Here is an 18,548-nt window from a genome sequence, read left to right as displayed (position 1 = left end):
CGCCGCGCCCCTTACGGGGCGCTGCACCTCAGCCCTACTGGAGGAGTTGACCATGGAACCCGCATCCCACGGCCTGCGCGAGTCCGCGACCTTCGACCGTGCCACCATCCACGCCATCCAGCGAGCCGCCGAGACCGGCGTCTACGACATCCGTGGCTGGGGCGCCAAGCGAAAGCTTCCGCACTTCGACGACCTGTTGCTGCTCGGCGCCTCCATGTCCCGTTACCCGTTGGAGGGTTACCGCGAGCGTTGTGACACGGACGTCTCCCTCGGCACCCGGCACGCCAAGCACCCCCTGCGCCTCGCCACTCCCGTCACCATCGCCGGCATGAGCTTCGGTGCCCTGTCGGCCCAGGCCAAGGAGGCCCTCGGCCGCGGTGCCAGCGAAGTCGGCACCTCGACGACCACCGGCGACGGCGGGATGACCCCGGAGGAGCGCGGCCACTCCAAGCACCTCGTCTACCAGTACCTGCCGTCCCGCTACGGCATGAACCCCGACGATCTGCGCAAGGCCGACGCCATCGAGGTCGTCCTCGGCCAGGGCGCCAAGCCCGGCGGGGGAGGCATGCTGCTCGGCCAGAAGATCACCGAACGGGTCGCGGGCATGCGGACGCTGCCCGTCGGCATCGACCAGCGCAGCGCCTGCCGGCACCCCGACTGGACCGGCCCGGACGACCTCGCGATCAAGATCCTCGAACTGCGCGAGATCACCGACTGGGAGAAGCCGATCTATGTGAAGGTCGGCGCGACCCGGACGTACTACGACGTCAAGCTTGCCGTCCACGCCGGCGCCGACGTCGTGGTCGTCGACGGAATGCAGGGCGGCACGGCCGCCACCCAGGACGTCTTCATCGAGCACGTCGGCATCCCCACCCTGGCCGCCCTGCCCCAAGCGGTACGGGCGCTGCAGGAGCTGGGGGTCCACCGCGAGGTCCAGCTCATCGTCTCCGGCGGCATCCGCGGCGGCGCCGACATGGCCAAGGCCCTCGCTCTGGGCGCGGATGCGGTCGCGATCGGCACGGCGGCGCTCATCGCGCTCGGCGACAACCACCCCCAGTACGATGCCGAGTACCGTCAACTGGGCTCCGCCGCAGGCTACTTCGACGACTACCAGGACGGCCGCGACCCGGCCGGCATCTCCACCCAGGACGAGGAGCTCGCCGCCCGCCTCGAGCCGGTGGAGGCCGGTCGCCGGCTCGCGAACTACCTGCGTGTGATGACCATGGAGGCCCAGACCCTTGCCCGCGCCTGCGGCAAGGCCCACCTCCTGCATCTGGAGCCCGAGGACCTGGTCGCGCTCACGATCGAGGCCGCCGCCATGGCCCGCGTCCCGCTCGCGGGTACGAACTGGATCCCGGGGGAGGGGCTTTGATCGCCGTCGTAGGCGCCGGACTGATGGGCGCGGCCACCGCCTGGCAACTCGCCCGGCGCGGCCACGAGGTCACGCTCGTCGAGGCGTACGACATCGGCCACCGTCACGGCAGTTCGCACGGCAGCTCGAGGATCTTCCGGCGGGCGTATGCCGACCCCTTCTACGTACGGCTGACCGGGCAGGCGCACGAGCAGTGGCGGGAGCTGGAGGACGACAGCTCGACTCCCTTGCTGCGCACGACCGGTGGCCTCGACATGGGCGAGGGCCGCGACACGAAGGAACTCGCCGCCCTCCTCGACGCGGCGGCAGTGACCCACGAACTCCTCGGCCCGGAAGCCGCCTCGGAGCGCTGGCCGTACATCCGCATCACAGGCCCTGTGCTGTATCACCCCGACGCGGGCGTCGTCGACGCCGACCAGACCGTCGCGGCCTGCGTTCGGCGGGCGATCGAGCACGGCGCGGAAGCGATCATCGGCGTGCGCGTCACGGGCATCGACGTCCAGGGCGGCGAGAAGGTGCTCCTGCGCACCGACGACGGCCGCGAGATCATCGCCGACACGGTGGTGATCGCTGCCGGTGCCTGGCTGCCAGAGTTCGAACTTCCCTTTGAGCTGCCGCCGTTGAAGGTGACCCAGCAGCAGGTCTTCCACTTCCGGCAGCGGGATCCGTCCGTGCGGTGGCCGACCCTGATCTGGGACGGGGAACTGCATCTCTACGGGCTGCCGTCGGGAAGCGACGGCGGTCCGCTGCCCGCGGTCAAGGTCGCCGAGCACGATCGCGGCACCCCCACCACCGCCCGCACCCGCAGCGGGGTCGTCGACGCGTCGTCGCGCACGCGGGTGAGCGGCTTCGTACGCGACCGCCTCCCGGGCCTCGAGCCCGACCCGGTGGCCGAAGCGACCTGCCTCTACACCACCACCCACGACGAGGACTTCGTCCTCGACCGGCACGGCCCGTTCGTCATCGCCTCCCCGTGCTCCGGCCACGGCGCGAAATTCGCCCCGCTCATCGGCGCGATGGCGGCCGACCTCGCCACCGGCCGGGCCGAGCCCCATCCGCGCTTCCGGCTGGACCGCGCGGGCTAGGATGCGCCGATGACCGAGCACCCCACCCCTGCAACGGACTCCGCGGGCCCCGACGACTCCGACGACTCCGACGACAAGGCGCTGGAGCGCATCATCGCGGTCCGCGCCCGCGAGTACCGGCAGGCGGCCGGGCTGTCGGTCGGCGACATGGCGCAGCGCGTCGGCATCTCGAAGGCCATGCTGTCGAAGATCGAAAACGCCCAGACCGCGTGCAGTCTCACCACGCTCTCCCGGCTCGCCCGCGGACTGGACGTGCCCGTCACAGCCCTGTTCCGCGGCATGGACGACGAACGCGAGGCGGTCTTCGTCCCCGCCGGTCACGGCGCCCGGATCGTCCGGCGGGGCACCAGGGTCGGTCACGAGTACGCCCAGCTCGGCTCGCTCAGGGGCGCCCACAAGCGGATGGACGCCCTGCTGGTCACCCTGACCGAGGAGAGCGAGGTCTTCCCGCTCTTCCAGCACGCGGGCACCGAACTCCTGTACATGCTGGAAGGCGTCATGGTCTACGGCCACGGCAAGTCCAGCTACACGTTGCGCCCCGGCGACGCCCTCCAGTTCGACGGCGAGGCCCCGCACGGCCCGGAGACGCTGGTCGAACTCCCCATCCAGTTCCTCACCGTGACGGCCTTCGGGGACAGCCCCCAGCACTGAGGCTGGCCGGCCTTGATCAGCCGCGGAGCTGTCCTATGACATCTCTGTCTACTGCTGTGAAACAATGTTTCTCTCGGTTAGACTCCTTTGAAGGAGTCTGCGCACGGAAGGACGACCCGACGGCGGTCATTCCGCTCTGCGCCTTTGCCGCCTTCCAGTCCCCTTCGCGGTACGCGTCACCGAGGTCGGTGCCTGAGCCGATTCCGGGCCGCCGGGGGAGCCGCCACCCCCGCTGGCCCCCCGCTGCCCCTTCCGTGGATCCCCCTCACCAGGACAGACAGGTCGACGATGACGGAACACCGAGCCGACACGACAGCGGACCGACCGCTGTCCCTCCACCACCACGACGACCATTACGACGAGGTAACCGCCGTCCCGCTGCTGCTCACGCTGCCAGTGCCAGTGCCCGGGGGGCGGTGACCGTATGACGACCGGCTGGCTTGCCGTCATCGACATGCAGGACGTCTTCGCCGATCCCGCGAGCCCCTGGGCGGCTCCCCGCTACACCGAGGCGGCAGCAGGCGTACGACGCTTGCTGCCGGCCTTCGGCGAGCGTGTCACCTTCACCCGCTTCATCGCCCCCGCGCAGCCCACCGGCGCCTGGCGCGCGTATTACGACCGCTGGCCCTTCGCGCTCCAACCGCCCGACGCCCCGCTCTGGCGGCTGACGGACGAGTTCGCGCCCCTCGCGCACGACGTTCTGGACGCGTCCACTCTCGGCAAGTGGACCTCCGAACTCGCCGCGCGAGCCGCACCAGGAGGCTGCCTCGTCCTGACAGGCGTCAGCACAGACTGCTGCGTACTGTCCACGGCGCTCGCCGCCGCCGACGCCGGAGTGGAGGTGCTGGTCGTCGCCGACGCCTGCGCGGGCGTGGACGACGACTATCACGCCCAGGCCCTGCACGTCATGGACCTGTACCGGCCGCTCGTGCGCGTCACGACCGTCACGGAACTGCTGGGCGGCCCTCTGGCGTGACCCTCGCCCCTGGCCGCCGCCGTCCACCACGCAGCCACCGACCCCTGGAGCGCCGCGTGCTCCGCGGGCGGGTGGCAGTCGGTGGTCAGGATGCGGCCGCTACAGAGGGGGCGCGGAGATCACCTTCGATGTACTGGGCGCGGCCGAGCCAAAGGACCAGTCGGCGGGGGTGCTCTCAACGTATCCAATGAAGACGTCCTCGTCGGCCACGCCCACCCGTGCCGGCGATGTGGCGATGGCGGCAAAGAGGCGCTGCTTGACCTCGGTCGTGCGCCGGTCTGCGTGAAGATCTGACGGAGCCGTCGTCAGGCTCATCCCCTGAGACGCGTGACATCACGCACGAGGCCGCGTCGGCGGCGGCGAGTTCGGACCGGCCCCCGGGGGTGGCAGCTCTGCGGCTGCCACCCCCAGGGGCCGTAGTGGCCCGGCTCAAGGGGCTGACAACCCTTCAGTGTTCCTGAAAAGCACGGCTGATGCGGGCGTCCAGAGACACGCCGGCGCCCCGTTCGCCCGCGAGACGCGCGCACAGTGCCGCCACGGTCAGATCCTGCAGAGCGGACCCGACCGACTTGTAGAGCACGATGTCATCGGTTCCGGTCCGGCCCGGTGCCCGACCGGAGACCACGTCGGCGAGAGAGACGAGCTTGTCGGTGAACTCCACGCCCTCGGCCCGTGCGGCGATGAAGTCGCCGGTCTCGTGGGCGACTTCGTCGACAAGGTCGCACACCACGACGTCCGCGCGGTCGATGGCGACAGGGTCGAGTTCACGCTGCTCGGGCAGTGTCGACCCGATGGACACGACTGTCGTCCCCGGCTTGAGCCACGTGCCGCGAACGGTGGGCGTCTCGTCCCTGGACCGGGCGGCGCACAGCACCAGATCCACGCCGTTGACGGCGTCCTCAGGCGCCTCGGCGGGGACGACCTCGGCCGCCAGGTCGCTGAACGATCCCGCGAACCGGGCTCGGCTCGCCGGGCTCGGGCTGTAGACCCGTACGGAGGTGAGCTCCCGCGTCGCGGCCAGGGCCCGAAGGTGATTCGTCGCCTCGAACCCCGAGCCGATGACGGCGACCGAGAGCGGCCTTTGCGGTGCCAGGAACCGGACGGCGAGGGCAGAGGTCGCCGCGGTACGGAAGCCCGTGATCGACCGGCCGTCCAGCAGGGCGACGAGCTCCGTGGTCTGGAGGTCGAACAGCGCCACGAGGTAGGCGCCCCTGCGCTTGCCGTTCGACACGGCGATGAGCTTGGCTCCCATCACACCGCTGCTCGGGAGTATCCCGCTGAGGGTGCGCATCCACTCCTCCTCGCCCCAGGCCATCGTCCGCGGGGGAAAGTGCGCTTCGGAGACCGGAGCGGCGTAGGCCTCGTGCAGAGCCCTCAGCGCGGACTCCCAGTCGAGCAGGGAACGGACGTCGTCGTCGGTGAGATACACGGCCATGGGGAAGCTCCTTGCGGGTGAGCCGGTCGACCGGAGGAAGGGGGCGCGCGACAGGCCGGAATACGCCATCTCCTCGCGCGCACGGGCTCGTTGACGGCGGGGCCGAGCAGATCGCTGGGGATCCGGTGGGGCACGAGTGGGGCGACCGGCCCACTCCCTTCGATGCGGTACGTATCGTTTCGATTCGTGCTCACATTAAGTGGCGCCCGCACTGTCCGCAATCCCGTGCGCGCCGGCTACGCCGAGATCTCCCCGAAGCGGATCACCTGCGATCCCCGACCGCCGGCCGTACCGGTCCGTCCGCAAGGGCTCGGCGGCAGAAGTCGGCGAACGCCCTGGCCCGTCTGGTGAGGTCGGCGCGGGCGGGCCACGCGAGCAGCACGGGCATGTCCGGCACCTCCTCCCGGATCTCGCATTCGGCCAGTGGTACGCCCTCGTGGCTGATGCCGGAGGCCGGCCGCTGGATCAGAAGTGAGTAGCCGAGGCCCCGCGCCACCAGTGACCGCACCGTCTCGAAGCTGCTCGTCGTGTGCCGGATCGCCGGCCGTATGCCGAGTGAAGCGAGCAGCTCCGTGAAGTAGTGCAGGCTCGGCGGGTTGTCGAGCATGACCATCGGTTCGTCCGCGAGGTCGTGCAGGCTCACCGGCGCCTGTCCGGCCAGGGGGTGCGCGCGGGGCAGGAGCAGATGCGGCCGGGTGATGTACAGCGTCTCCTGCTGAATGCCCGGCTGCAGATCGAGGTCGTACAGCAGGGCCATCTCGCAGCTGCCGTCGAGAAGTTTCTCCTGCAGTTCCACCTGAGTGCCCTCCGCGAAGCTCAGCCGCACCGTCGGATGCTCGGTGGCGAAGCCCTCCAGGACGCCGGGCATCAGGAACGGGGCCAGGGTCGTGTAGCAGCCGACCGTCAGGTTCCCCGAGAGCTCCCCGCCCAGGTTGCGCGCGCTGGAGACCAGTTCGTCCGCGTGGGCGAGCAGCGGGCGCGCGTCCGCGAGCACGGCCAGGCCGGCCTGAGTGATCGTCAGTCCTTTGGCCTGGCGGCGCAGGAACAGCTGGACGCCGAGGGTGCGCTCGAGCTCGCTGACGGCCAGGGCGATCGTCGACTGGGAGATGTGCTCGTGTGCCGCGGCGCCCGCGATGGTTCCGGCCTCGGCCGCCGCCACGAAGAACCGGAGCTGGCGCAGTGAGAGCGTCATGGTCCATACCTCAGGATTCCTGTGGTTGTTGTCGGCGTATTGCTGGATTCCAGAGTATTCCGTGCTCAGGCGGCGTACCGCACAGTCGTTGCAGCCCGATGCGGCCGACATCCCCTGTCCGGATGTCGCCGACACGTGAGGAGCCGCCATGTCCATCGCACGCAGTCTCACCAGCAAGGACCTCTACGCCGACCCGTATCCCGTCTACCGCGAACTCAGGGACGACGAGCCCTGGGCCTGGTCGGACGGGCTCGGTATGTGGCTCGTCAGCCGCTACGAGGACGTCGTCTTCGTCGACGAGCACCCCGAGATCTTCACCGCGCACCAGAAGAACTCCCTCGCCGAACGCACCATGGGTCTGGTCATGATCCGTACCGACGGCGACGCCCACCGCAGGCTGCGCTCGGCGGTGGACGGGCCGTTGAAGCGCCGCAACGTGCGTCAGCAGTGGTCGGCGGGGCTCACCTCGCACGCCACGGAACTCGCCGACCGGCTGGCCGAGAAGCCGGAGTTCGACCTGGTGACGGACTTCGCGGCGCCGTTCGCCGCCCAAGCGCTGATGCGGACGGCGGGGCTCCCCGACGTGACCACCGAGCAGGTGGTCGAGTGGTCGCGTGCCTTCATCGCGGGCCTGGCCAACCACGACGACGACCCCGAGGTCTGGGAACGGGCCGGACGCGCCAGGACCGAGGTGGGGGAGCTGGTCCGCGAAGCCGTCGCCCGCGTGACGGTCACACCGGACCACACCGTGATCTCCGCGATGGTGCACGCCGAACTCGCCGAACCGCTGACGGCCGAGGAGATCGCCACTCAGGTGCGTCTGATGATCTCCGGCGGCTTCAACGAGCCCTGGCACGCGCTGGCCACCCTGGTCTGGCAGCTGTGTGAACAGCCGCAGCTGCGCGACCGCGTGCTGGCCGACTCCGAGGCCCTCGACACGGCCATCGAGGAGACGATGCGCTGGCTCACCCCCGTCGGAGCCTTTCCGCGTCAGCTCGCCGTCGACCACACGGTGGGGAACGTGACCTTGCGGGCCGGGGACAAGCTGCTCGCGCTCGCCGCGTCGGCCAACCGGGACGACCGGAAGTTCGCCCTCCCCGACGCCTTCGACATCGACCGTCCCGAACTGTCGGACCACCTCGCCTTCTCGCTCGGCGCCCACTACTGCCTCGGCACCTATCTGGCGCGGGAGCAGCTCCGTACCGCGGTGCCCGCACTGTTCGGCCCGCTCACCGGGCTGCGCGTCACCAGCACTCCGAACCTCGTCGGCTGGATGTTCCGCGGACCGGAATCGGTCCTCATGCGTCACGACGCCCAGGGCGTGAAGGGAGCGGCACAGTGATCCAGCTCTGTCCGATCGCGGACCTCACCCCCGGTGTGGTCACGCGGATCGCCAGGCCCGACGTGCCGGTTCCGCTCGCACTCGTCAAGGTCGGCGAACGCGTCTTCTGCGTCGACGACACCTGCTCCCACGAGACCGCCTCGCTGTCCGACGGCTGGCTCGACGGCCATGAGATCGAATGCCCGCTGCACGAGTCACGTTTCGACCTGCGCACCGGCAAGCCCGACTGCCCGCCCGCGCGGCGGCCCATCCGTACCCACGTCGTGCAGGTCGTCGACGGCATGGTGTGCGTCGAGGAGGCGTCGTTGGCGCTGACCGCGGAGACCGTGCGATGACCACGATCGCCGTCGTCGGCACAGGACTGGCCGGCGTCAGATCCGCCGAAGCCCTCCGCGCCGACGGCTACGACGGGCGTCTCGTGCTGGTCGGTGAGGAGGCTGCGCAGCCTTATGACCGGCCTCCGTTGTCCAAGCAGGTGCTGCTGGGCAAGTGCGAGGGCCAGGACATCGCGCTGACGGACGACGACCTGCGTGCCGTGCTCGACGCCGAATGGCTGCTCGGCACTCGCGCCACCGCCCTCGATCCGGCCTCACGGGCGCTCACCCTCGCCGACGGGCGAAGCCTGCACACGGACGGTGTGGTCATCGCGACGGGAGCCCGCGCTCGCACCCTCCCCGGAATGTCGCGGCTGCCTGGGGTGCACACCCTCCGCACGCTCGACGACGCACACCGATTGCGCGAGGACCTGTCCCGGCCCGGCAGGGTCGTCGTGGTGGGAGGCGGGTTCATCGGCGCGGAGGTCGCCTCCTCGGCGCGGATCCTCGGACACGAGGTGACCATCGTCGAGTACGAACAAATGCCGCTGCTACGTCAGTTGGGGCCCGACGCCGCCGGCATCCTGGGCCGTCTGCACACGGACCACGGGGTCGCTCTGGTGACCGGCGTGGGTGTCACGGGCGTCGTCGGCGAGGCCGGGGTGCGAGCGGTGGAGTTGTCCGACGGCCGCTCCCTTCCCGCGGACGTGGTGGTCGTCGGCGTCGGAGCCGTGCCCAACACCGAGTGGCTGACGGGTTCCGGTGTCGCCTGCGACAACGGCGTTCTCACGGACGAACGGTGCCGGACCACCGTGCCCGGGGTCGTCGCGGCGGGCGACGTGGCCGCGTACCGCTGCCGCGGCGGGCGGCTGCGCATCGAGCACTGGACCAACGCGCGGGACATGCCGCTCATCGCGGCCGGATCGCTGCTGGCCACGTTGCGAGGGCAGGACCCCACGGCACAACCGGTCCACGACCCGCTGCCCTATGTGTGGTCGGACCAGTACGGCGTCCACCTCCAGATCGCCGGCCGACCCGGCGTCGACGACGAGCTCGAACTCGTCTCGGGCTCGTTCGACGACAACTTCGCAGCCGTGTACCGGCGCGACGGCGAGATCTCCGGCGTCCTCGCCGTCGACAGCCCAAGGGAGTTCGGACGGCTGCGGCGGGATCTCCGCAGCGCCTGGAGCACCCGGTAGACCGGTCGACGCGTCGCCGACCCACTCGACTTTCCAGAGGAACCCTTCCAGAGGAACACAGACATGTCTCATGAAGTCCGCGCTGTCCTGGCCCGGAGCAAAGGCGCCCCTGTCTCGGTGGAGACCATCCTGGTGCCCGACCCCGGACCGGGGGAGGCCCTGGTGCGGGTGCAGGCCTGCGGGGTGTGCCACACCGACCTGCACTACCGGGAGGGCGCCATCGGGGACGACTTCCCCTTCCTGCTCGGCCACGAGGCCGCGGGAGTCGTCGAAGCGGTCGGTGACGGCGTCACCGACGTCGTCCCCGGTGATTTCGTCATCCTCAACTGGCGGGCGGTGTGCGGGCGGTGCCGTGCCTGTCGGCGCGGTCAGCCCTGGTACTGCTTCGACACGCACAACGCACGGCAGAAGATGACACTGAAGGACGGCACGGAGCTGGCGCCCGCCCGCGGTATCGGGGCCTTCGCGGAGAAGACCCTCGTGGCCGCCGGCCAGTGCACGAAAGTCCCCCAGGTCCGGCCCGAAGCGGCCGGCCTCCTCGGCTGCGGGCTCATGGCCGGGCTGGGAGCCGCGCTCAACACGGCACCGGTCACCAGGGGGCAGAGCGTCGCGGTGATCGGCTGCGGCGGTGTCGGCGACGCGGCCATCGCCGGTGCCCGCCTCGCCGGAGCGGCCAGGATCATCGCGGTGGACATCGACGACCGGAAGCTGGCCCTGGCCGAGACCTTCGGCGCCACCCACACCGTCAACTCCCGTGACACCGACGCCGTGACGGCGATCCGCGAGCTCACCGGCGGGCAGGGAGCGGACGTGGTGATCGATGCCGTCGGCCGTCCGGAGACGTACCAGCAGGCCTTCCATGCCCGTGACCTGGCCGGGACCGTCGTGCTGGTGGGGGTCCCGACGCCGGACATGAAGCTGGAGCTGCCGCTGCTGGAGGTCTTCGGCCGCGGTGGGGCGCTGAAGTCCTCCTGGTACGGCGACTGCCTGCCCTCGAGGGACTTTCCGATGCTGGTCGACCTGTACCGGCAAGGGCGACTGGACCTGGACGCCTTCGTCACCGAGACGATCGCCCTCGACGAGGTGGAGAAGGCCTTCGAGAAGATGCACTCAGGTGAGGTGCTGCGGTCCGTGGTGGTGTTCTGAGTGGCCGCACGAGTCGAACACGTCGTCACCACCGGGGAGTTCACCCTCGACGGCGGTACGTGGGAAGTGGACAACAACGTCTGGATCGTCGGGAACGACGAGGAGGCCCTCGTCATCGACGCCTCTCACGACGCGGACGCGATCACCGCAGCCGTCGGGGAGCGTCGACTGACCGCGATCGTGTGCACGCATGGGCACAACGACCACATCAACGCCGCCCCGGCGCTCGCCGCCCGCACCGGTGCACCGATCCTTCTCCACCTGGACGACCGCATCCTGTGGCGGAACGTCCACCCGGACAGATCCCCGGACGGTTACCTTTCCGACCGGCGTCGGCTCACAGTCGCCGGTACGGAACTCATCGTGCTGCACACGCCCGGTCACAGCCCCGGGGCCATCTGTCTGTACGCGCCGGACCTCGGCACCGTCTTCACCGGCGACACGCTCTTCGCCGGCGGCCCGGGGGCCACCGGGCGGTCGTTCTCGGACTTCCCCACCATCATCCGTTCGATCCGCAGCGAACTCCTGCCTCTGCCGCCGGACACCCGGGTGCTCACCGGGCACGGAGCGACCACGACCATCGGGGCCGAGGCTCCGCATCTGGAGGAGTGGATCGTCCGCGGCCACTGAATTCTCCGCTCCGGTCTTCCCAGGAGCGGTCGGCACAGGTACCGTCCAAATAATCAAAGCTTTGATTACATGCTTTGACCAGGATCTCGTCCGCTTCGTCCCCGGCCTGCCGGGCCGTCGCCACCCCTCCCGAGCCTTGTGCGAGAGGGCACAGCCGACGATCGACTCAAGGAGTCCTCCTCATGTCCCGAGCCCTCGCCCCTCCCAGCCCTGGCGCCCTGCGCGCCTGCATGTCCCGGTTCGCCACCGGCGTCACCGTCGTGACGTACGCGGGCGAGGACGGTCCCCGGGGCGCGACCATGAACTCCTTCACGTCCGTCTCCGCCGATCCCGCGCTGGTGCTCGTCAGCGTCGCCCGACGCGCCCGCTGCCACGACCAGCTGATCGACAGCTCCTTCTGCGTCAACATCCTCGGCGCCGAACAGGAGCCGCTGGCCCGGCTGTTCGCCGGGGCACAGGGCGCCACCGAGCCCCGCTGGGCGACCGCGGCCCGGGTGCCCCGCCTCACGAACCCGCTGGCATGGGTGGAGTGCGAGCCGTGGCAGGCGTACGACGGCGGAGACCACACCCTCCTCGTCGGCCGCGTCACCGACCTCGGCCACCGCGACGGCGACGCCCTCACCTACGCCTGGAGCCGCTTCGGCACCGCGGCCGAGTCCACCGACGGCATCGAACACCTCATCTGAACCCGCCCCCTCCCGCTGATCACCTCCCCAGGAGAACCAACATGGCCGCACGCACCGGCAAGGAATACCTGGAGCGCCTCGCCGCCTCCCGCCCCACCGTCCACATCCAGGGCGAGACCGTCACCGGCGGCATCCAGGACCACCCCGCGTTCCGCAACGTCGTCCAGACCTACGCCGAACTGTTCGACCTCCAGCACGCGGACGAGCACAAGGACGTCCTGACCTACACCTCGCCCACGTCCGGCGAGCCGGTCGGCACGTCCTTCCTCACCCCGCAGACCCCGGACGACCTGGTCAAGCGCCGCAAGGCGTTCAAGGTGTGGGCCGACCACAGCAACGGCATGCTCGGCCGCACCGGCGACTACATGAACAGCTCCCTGATGGCGCTCGCCTCGGCCGCCGACTGGTTCGCCCAGGCCAACCCCGCCTTCGGCGAGAACATCCGCCGCTACTACGAGAAGGCCCGGGAAGAGGACCTGCTGTGCACGCACACGCTGATCCCGCCGCAGGTCAACCGGTCCGTGGCCGGTACCCAACAGGCCGGCGGCAAGCTGGCCGCGCGGATCGTGAAGGAGGACGACAACGGCGTCGTCATCAGCGGGGCGCGCATGCTCGCCACGATCGCCCCGTTCGCCGACGAGATGCTGGTGTTCCCCTCGACCGTGCTGCGCGGCACCCCCGAGGACAAGCCGTACTCCTACGCCTTCGCCATCCCGAACGACACCCCCGGCCTGCGCTACATCGCCCGCGAACCGCTGGACTACGACCGCCCCCGGCACGACCACCCCCTCGCCTCCCGCTTCGAGGAGTCCGACTGCGTCGTCGTCTTCGACGACGTGCACGTGCCGTACGAGCGCTGCTTCGCGCTCGGTGACGCGGAACTGTGCAACGGCTTCTACTCACAGACGGCGTCGGTGGTGCACATGACCCACCAGGTCGTCACCCGCACCACCGCCAAGACCGAGTACGTCCTCGGCCTGGTGTCGCTGCTGACCGAGGCCATCGGCATCGAGCAGTTCCAGCACGTCCAGGAGGACGTCGCCGAGATCATCACCACGCTGGAGATGCTGCGGGCCTTCCTGCGTGCCGCCGAGGCGGACGCCGAGGTCAACGAGTACGGGGTCCTCACCCCGGCTTTCGCCCCGCTGAACGCCGCCCGCAACCTCTACCCCAAGCTCTACCAGCGCTTCCCGCAGATCCTGCGCAAGCTCGGCGCCTCCGGTCTGATGGCCACCCCGACCGAACTCGACATCCAGGGCCCCGCTGCCGCCGACATCGAGGCGTACCTGCAGTCGGCCACCCTGTCCGGCCCCGAGCGCGTGAAGCTCTTCCGCCTGGTGTGGGACACCTGCATCTCGGCGTTCTCCAGCCGCCAGGCGCTGTACGAGTACTACTTCTTCGGCGACCCGGTGCGGATGGCCGGCGCGTACGTGAAGAGCTACGACCGTGAGCCGTACAAGGCCAAGGTCCAAGCGTTCCTGGAGCGTTCGTGATGACGCATCCCCTGGGGAACCCACCTTCGAAGATCATCGCTCTGCATCTCAACTACCCCAGCCGGGCCAAGGAGCGCGGCCGGATCCCCGCCCATCCGTCGTACTTCCTCAAGCCACCCTCGTCGTTGGCGGGCACCAAGGAGGCACTCCTCCGCCCCGAGGGATGCGAACTCCTCGGCTTCGAAGGCGAGATCGCCCTCGTCATCGGCTCGCGCGCGAAGCAGGTGAGGCCCGAGGACGGCTGGCAGTACGTGCGTTGGGTGACCGCCGCCAACGACGCCGGTGTGTACGACCTGCGTTACGCCGACCGCGGCTCCAACCTCCGCTCCAAGGGCGCAGACGGCTTCACGCCGATCGGGCCGCGACTGCTGGACGCACGCCAACTCGACCCCGCCGCCCTGCGGTTGCAGACCTGGGTCAACGGCGAACTGGTCCAGGACGACACCACGGACACGCTGCTGTTCCCGTTCGGCGAGCTGATCGCGGACCTGTCGAGGCAGGTCACCCTGGAGCCGGGGGATGTCATCCTCACCGGCACGCCGGCCGGCGCCTCCGTGGTCGCCCCCGGTGATGTGGTCGAGGTCGAGGTGACCGGCAGCGGGATGTCCACCGGCCGCCTCCGCAATCCGGTCGCCGCCGGGCCCGCCCTGGACCCGTACGGGGCGATGCCCAAGGCCGATCCGGCGGAGCGGGAGGCCGCGTACGGGACGGCGTACACTCCCGCGCCCCTGCTGGACAAGCGGTTGGAGGAGGGGCTGCGCTCGGTCGCCGTCGCCACCCTCAGCGCACAGCTCCGTGCCCACGGCCTGCCGCACATGTCCATCGACGGCGTCCGCCCCACGCTGCCGGACCGGACCATGGTCGGTGTCGCGCACACCCTGCGCTACCTGCCGCTGCGCGAGGACCTCTTCACAAAGTACGGCAACGGCATGAACGCCCAGAAGCGGGCCATCGAGGAGCTGAGGCCGGGCCACGTGCTCGTCATGGACGCCCGCCGCGACACCTCCGCCGGAACCCTAGGCGACATCCTCGCGCTGCGGGCGCAGACGCGTGGTGCGGCCGGCGTCGTCACCGACGGCGGCCTGCGCGACAGCGCCGCGGTCACCGCACTCGGCCTGCCCGTCTATCACGGCGGGGAGCACCCCTCCGTCCTGGGCCGCCGCCACGTCCCGTGGGACTCGGGCGTGCCCATCGCCTGCGGCGGCGCCCTGGTGCAGCCGGGCGACCTGATCGTCGGTGACGCGGACGGTGTCGTGGTGGTGCCACCCGAGCTGGCCGAGGAGCTGATCGCCGACTGCCGGGAGCAGGAGCTGCGGGAGCGCTTCATCACCGAGCAGGTGCGTGCCGGGCACGGCGTCGACGGGCTGTATCCCCTCGGTCCCGACTGGCGCGAACCGTTCGAGCAGTGGCGCCGCAGCAACGCCCCTTCGCAAGAGCCGCAAGAGCCGCAAGGAGAAACCGCATGAAGTTCCGCAGTGATCCCGCCACCATCCGCGGATCCATCGCCCCGGTCGTCACCCCGTTCACCGACGAGGGCGCCGTCGACCACGACAGTCTGCGCTCCCTGATCCGCTTCCAGCTGGAGTCCGGTTCGCACGGCATCTCGCTCGGCGGCTCCACCGGAGAGCCCAGCGCACAGACCGTCGCCGAGCGGATCGCCGCCATGCGTACGGCCGTCGAGGAGACCGGCGACCGGGTGCCCTTCCTGCCCGGCACCGGCTCGCACAAGCTGAACGAGACCCTGGAGCTGACGGCCGCCGCGCAGGACCTGGGAGCGGACGCGGCCCTGGTGATCACCCCCTACTACGCGCGCCCCACCCAGGAGGCGCTGTACCAGTGGTATGCCACGGTGGCCCGGGAGTTCCCGGACCTGCCGATCGTCGCGTACAACGTGCCCTCCCGCACGGCGGTCGACATCGCTCCTGAGACGGTGCGGCGGCTGTTCACCGACTTCGACAACTTCGTCGGAGTCAAGGAGACCACCAAGGACTTCGAGCACTTCTCCCGCGTGCTGCACGCCTGCGGCCGCTCGCTGCTGGTGTGGTCCGGCATCGAACTCCTCTGCCTGCCGCTGCTCGCCCTGGGCGGCGCCGGCTTCGTCAGCGCCGTGGCCAACCTGGCGCCGACCGCCGTGGCACGGATGTACGAGCTGTGGGAGTCGGGGGACTTCGACGGCGCACGGGACCTGCACTACCGCCTGCACCCACTGGTGGACCTGCTCTTCGTGGAGACCAACCCGGCCCCGGCGAAGTGGGTCCTCGCCCAGCAAGGCCGGATCGCCTCGCCTCACGTACGGCCGCCGCTCATCACACCCACTGCCGCGGGCCTGGCCCGCATCCGCACCCTCCTCGCCGAGGGCGGGGACCTGACGCAGCAGCTCGGAACGCAAGCGAACGGAGCCGACAAGTGAGCACCGCCCCCGAGGGCCTGCCCTCGACCATCCGGCACTGGATCGGTGGCGAACTCGTCGACGCGGCCGACGGCCGCACCTTCGACGTCACCGACCCGGTGTCCAACACCGCCTACACCCAGGCCGCACGGGGCGCGCAGGACGACGTCCAGCGGGCCGTCGAGGCAGCGCAGGCCGCCTTCCCCGGCTGGTCGTCCATCTCCAACCGCGAACGCGCCCGCGTCCTGTACCGCATCGCCGACGCCGTCGAGGCCCGCCACGACCGCCTCGCCCGGTTCGAGTCCTACGACTCGGGTCTGCCCATCACCCAGGCCAAGGGCCAGGCCCGGCGCGCCGCGGAGAACTTCCGCTACTTCGCCGACGTCATCGTCGCCCTCGGCGAGGAGGCCTTCCGGCAGGGCAATGAGCAATTCAGCTACGTCGTCCGCACCGCGGTCGGGGTCGCCGGCCTCATCACCCCATGGAACACCCCGTTCATGCTGGAGAGCTGGAAGCTCGCCCCGGCCCTCGCCTCCGGCTGCACGCTCATCCTCAAGCCCGCCGAGTGGACGCCCCTGTCGGCTTCGCTCTGGCCGGAGATCTTCACCGAGGCGGGCGTGCCGGCCGGAGTCGTGAACATCGTCCACGGCATCGGCGAGGAGGCCGGGCAGGCCCTCGTCGACCACCCCGACGTGCCGCTGATCTCCTTCACGGGCTCGACCGACACGGGCCGCCACATCATCCGTTCCTCCGCCGAGCACCTCAAGACCACGTCGATGGAGCTGGGCGGCAAGTCCCCGGTCGTCGTCTTCGCCGACGCCGACATCGAAGCAGCCCTGGACTCCGTGGTCTTCGGAGTGTTCTCGCTCAACGGAGAACGCTGCACGGCGGGTTCCCGGGTGCTCGTCGAGCGCCCGCTGTACGAGGAGTTCACCCGCCGCCTCGCCGAACGAGCCGAACGAGTCAGGGTCGGCCTGCCCTCCGACCCCGCCACCGAGGTGGGAGCGCTGGTCCACACGGAACACTACGAGCGCGTCCTGAACTACGTCGAGATCGGCAAGAAGGAGGCCCGGCTGGCGGCGGGCGGCGCCCGCCCGGACCACCTCACCGAGGGCAACTACCTCCAGCCGACCGTGTTCGCCGACGTGTCCCGTGACGCCCGGATCTTCCAGGAGGAGATCTTCGGCCCCGTCGTGGCCGTCGCGCCCTTCGACGACGAGGCCGAGGCGATCGAGCTGGCCAACGCCACCCAGTTCGGCCTGGCCGCGTACATCTGGACCTCGGACCTCAAGCGCGGTCACCGCATCGCGCACGCCGTCGAGTCCGGCATGGTCTGGATCAACTCGCACAACGTCCGTGACCTGCGCACCCCCTTCGGCGGTGTGAAGGCCTCCGGCGTCGGCCGGGAGGGCGGCGCCCACAGCATCGACTTCTACACCGAGTCCAAGATCGTCCACGTCGCCCTCGGTGACGTCCACACCCCACGATTCGGAGCCGTCGGATGACGGGAACAGCCGCACCGGACGTCGTACGCTCCGCCTACGCCCAGCTCGCCGTCACCGACCTGGTCAGGGCCCGCTGGTTCTGGGTGGACATGCTCGGATTCCACGTCCAGTACGAGGACGCCGACTCCCTCTACCTGCGCGGGACCGACGAGCTCACCCATCACTCGCTCGTGCTGCGCAAGGGTGAGATCGCCGCTCTCGACCACATCTCCTACCGCGTCCGCACCCCCGAGGACGTCGACAAGGCGGAGAAGTTCTTCCGCCAACTCGGCCGCCCCGTCAAGCGGTTGAAGAAGGGCGAGGGCACGGTCGGAGTCGGGGACGCCGTACGCGTCGTCGACCCGCTCGGCTTCCCGGTCGAGTTCTTCCACGAGATCGAGCGGGGTGAGCGCCTCATCCAGCGGTACGACCTCCACCGCGGCGCCCAGATCGCCCGCCTGGACCACTTCAACATCTGCACCCCCGACATCCCCGCCGCCTACGCCCACTACCAGTCCCTCGGCTTCGGCTGCTCGGAGACCATCGAGGGCGACGAACACGAGCTGTACGCCGCCTGGATGTACCGCAAGCAGACCGTCCACGACGTGGCTTTCACCGGCGGGGCCGGCCCCCGACTGCACCACCTGGGCGTCGCCACCCACGAGTCCCACCAGGTGCTGCGCACCGCCGACATCTTCGGCGCCCTGCACGAGGAGAAGCACATCGAGCGCGGGCCCGGCCGACACGGTGTCTCCAACGCTTTCTACGTCTACCTGCGCGATCCCGACGGCCACCGAGTGGAGATCTACACCTCCGACTACTACACCGGCGACCCGGACCACGAGACCTACCGATGGAACGTCAACGACGACCGCCGCCGCGACTTCTGGGGCAACGCCGTGATCGAGTCCTGGTACAAGGAGGCGACCCCGGTTCTCGACCTCGACGGACGGCAGCAGGAGGTGAGCAGCTCTCTGCTGGACGAGTCCGCCGTCCAGGTCGGCGCCGACGGACTGGGCTGACCGCGCGAACAGCTCCGGTGCCGGGTGCGGCGCCGGAGCGGCCCGCGCGGCATCCCCCCTGGTCAGCGGTGGTGAACCGACCTTGGAACCGTTCGGTGACTGCGTCCAATGCCACGTATCCTGTAAAGGATC

Annotated in this window: 18 protein-coding genes; 15 read left to right on the top strand and 3 right to left on the bottom strand. The window is 70.1% G+C overall.

Going from position 1 to position 18,548, the window contains the following annotated elements; all coding sequences use genetic code 11:
• Positions 1 to 52 precede the first annotated feature (52 nt).
• The 4 genes from ACIBJB_RS33015 to ACIBJB_RS33000 all read left to right on the top strand — a co-directional run bounded on the left by ACIBJB_RS33015 (position 53) and on the right by ACIBJB_RS33000 (position 4,084).
• Positions 53 to 1,372: an FMN-binding glutamate synthase family protein gene (locus ACIBJB_RS33015; protein WP_398936048.1), complete on the top strand. Its 1,320-nt coding sequence runs from the start codon at positions 53 to 55 to the stop codon at positions 1,370 to 1,372.
• Positions 1,369 to 2,457 (top strand): FAD-dependent oxidoreductase, encoded by a 1,089-nt coding sequence (locus ACIBJB_RS33010; RefSeq protein WP_398936046.1) that lies wholly within the window; start codon positions 1,369 to 1,371, stop codon positions 2,455 to 2,457. Before ACIBJB_RS33015 ends, ACIBJB_RS33010 begins: the two co-directional genes overlap by 4 nt.
• Before the next feature lie 9 nt (positions 2,458 to 2,466).
• Positions 2,467 to 3,108: a helix-turn-helix domain-containing protein gene (locus ACIBJB_RS33005; RefSeq protein WP_398936044.1), complete on the top strand. Its 642-nt coding sequence runs from the start codon at positions 2,467 to 2,469 to the stop codon at positions 3,106 to 3,108.
• Between the two features lie 424 nt (positions 3,109 to 3,532).
• Complete coding sequence (locus ACIBJB_RS33000; protein WP_398936042.1) at positions 3,533 to 4,084, top strand: cysteine hydrolase family protein; 552 nt, start codon at positions 3,533 to 3,535, stop codon at positions 4,082 to 4,084.
• A gap of 99 nt (positions 4,085 to 4,183) precedes the next feature.
• Here ACIBJB_RS33000 and ACIBJB_RS32995 read toward each other — a convergent pair whose 3' ends face one another.
• The 3 genes from ACIBJB_RS32995 to ACIBJB_RS32985 form a co-directional block, all read right to left on the bottom strand.
• On the bottom strand, positions 4,184 to 4,399 hold the full coding sequence (locus ACIBJB_RS32995; protein WP_398936041.1) for a tautomerase family protein: 216 nt from the start codon (positions 4,397 to 4,399) through the stop codon (positions 4,184 to 4,186).
• Positions 4,400 to 4,532: 133 nt separating this feature from the next.
• Entirely contained in the window at positions 4,533 to 5,519 is a 987-nt protein-coding gene (locus ACIBJB_RS32990; protein ID WP_398936038.1) for an ornithine cyclodeaminase family protein, read from the bottom strand.
• Between the two features lie 262 nt (positions 5,520 to 5,781).
• Entirely contained in the window at positions 5,782 to 6,711 is a 930-nt protein-coding gene (locus tag ACIBJB_RS32985; RefSeq protein ID WP_398936036.1) for a LysR family transcriptional regulator, read from the bottom strand.
• Between the two features lie 148 nt (positions 6,712 to 6,859).
• Here ACIBJB_RS32985 and ACIBJB_RS32980 point away from each other — a divergent pair, with 148 nt between their 5' ends.
• The 11 genes from ACIBJB_RS32980 (at position 6,860) to hpaD (ending at position 18,416) form a co-directional block, all read left to right on the top strand.
• On the top strand, positions 6,860 to 8,053 hold the full coding sequence (locus ACIBJB_RS32980) for a cytochrome P450 (RefSeq protein WP_398936034.1): 1,194 nt from the start codon (positions 6,860 to 6,862) through the stop codon (positions 8,051 to 8,053).
• The gene (locus ACIBJB_RS32975; protein WP_398936032.1) at positions 8,050 to 8,388 is read left to right on the top strand and encodes a bifunctional 3-phenylpropionate/cinnamic acid dioxygenase ferredoxin subunit; all 339 of its coding nucleotides are present in this window, start codon (positions 8,050 to 8,052) and stop codon (positions 8,386 to 8,388) included. The genes ACIBJB_RS32980 and ACIBJB_RS32975 overlap by 4 nt, the downstream gene beginning before the upstream one ends.
• Positions 8,385 to 9,566 (top strand): NAD(P)/FAD-dependent oxidoreductase, encoded by a 1,182-nt coding sequence (locus tag ACIBJB_RS32970; RefSeq protein ID WP_398936030.1) that lies wholly within the window; start codon positions 8,385 to 8,387, stop codon positions 9,564 to 9,566. Before ACIBJB_RS32975 ends, ACIBJB_RS32970 begins: the two co-directional genes overlap by 4 nt.
• 63 nt (positions 9,567 to 9,629) lie before the next feature.
• Positions 9,630 to 10,712, top strand: a complete 1,083-nt coding sequence (locus tag ACIBJB_RS32965) for an S-(hydroxymethyl)mycothiol dehydrogenase (protein ID WP_398936028.1) — start codon at positions 9,630 to 9,632, stop codon at positions 10,710 to 10,712.
• Positions 10,713 to 11,342, top strand: a complete 630-nt coding sequence (locus tag ACIBJB_RS32960; protein WP_398936026.1) for an MBL fold metallo-hydrolase — start codon at positions 10,713 to 10,715, stop codon at positions 11,340 to 11,342.
• Between the two features lie 182 nt (positions 11,343 to 11,524).
• A complete protein-coding gene (locus tag ACIBJB_RS32955; protein WP_069758046.1) occupies positions 11,525 to 12,028 on the top strand; it encodes a flavin reductase family protein in 504 nt (167 codons plus the stop codon).
• A gap of 41 nt (positions 12,029 to 12,069) precedes the next feature.
• Entirely contained in the window at positions 12,070 to 13,521 is a 1,452-nt protein-coding gene (hpaB, locus tag ACIBJB_RS32950; protein ID WP_398936024.1) for a 4-hydroxyphenylacetate 3-monooxygenase, oxygenase component, read from the top strand.
• Positions 13,521 to 14,987, top strand: coding sequence for a fumarylacetoacetate hydrolase family protein (locus tag ACIBJB_RS32945; protein WP_398936022.1), 1,467 nt, complete (start codon positions 13,521 to 13,523; stop codon positions 14,985 to 14,987). The genes hpaB and ACIBJB_RS32945 overlap by 1 nt, the downstream gene beginning before the upstream one ends.
• Entirely contained in the window at positions 14,984 to 15,931 is a 948-nt protein-coding gene (dapA, locus tag ACIBJB_RS32940) for a 4-hydroxy-tetrahydrodipicolinate synthase (protein ID WP_398936020.1), read from the top strand. The genes ACIBJB_RS32945 and dapA overlap by 4 nt, the downstream gene beginning before the upstream one ends.
• Entirely contained in the window at positions 15,928 to 17,415 is a 1,488-nt protein-coding gene (hpaE, locus tag ACIBJB_RS32935) for a 5-carboxymethyl-2-hydroxymuconate semialdehyde dehydrogenase (RefSeq protein ID WP_398936018.1), read from the top strand. The genes dapA and hpaE overlap by 4 nt, the downstream gene beginning before the upstream one ends.
• A complete protein-coding gene (gene hpaD / locus ACIBJB_RS32930; protein WP_398936016.1) occupies positions 17,412 to 18,416 on the top strand; it encodes a 3,4-dihydroxyphenylacetate 2,3-dioxygenase in 1,005 nt (334 codons plus the stop codon). The genes hpaE and hpaD overlap by 4 nt, the downstream gene beginning before the upstream one ends.
• Positions 18,417 to 18,548 lie beyond the last annotated feature (132 nt).

It is taken from the genome of Streptomyces sp. NPDC050759 (assembly GCF_044456945.1).
Taxonomy (GTDB): domain Bacteria; phylum Actinomycetota; class Actinomycetes; order Streptomycetales; family Streptomycetaceae; genus Streptomyces.
This window is presented reverse-complemented; position numbering and strand designations above follow the sequence as displayed.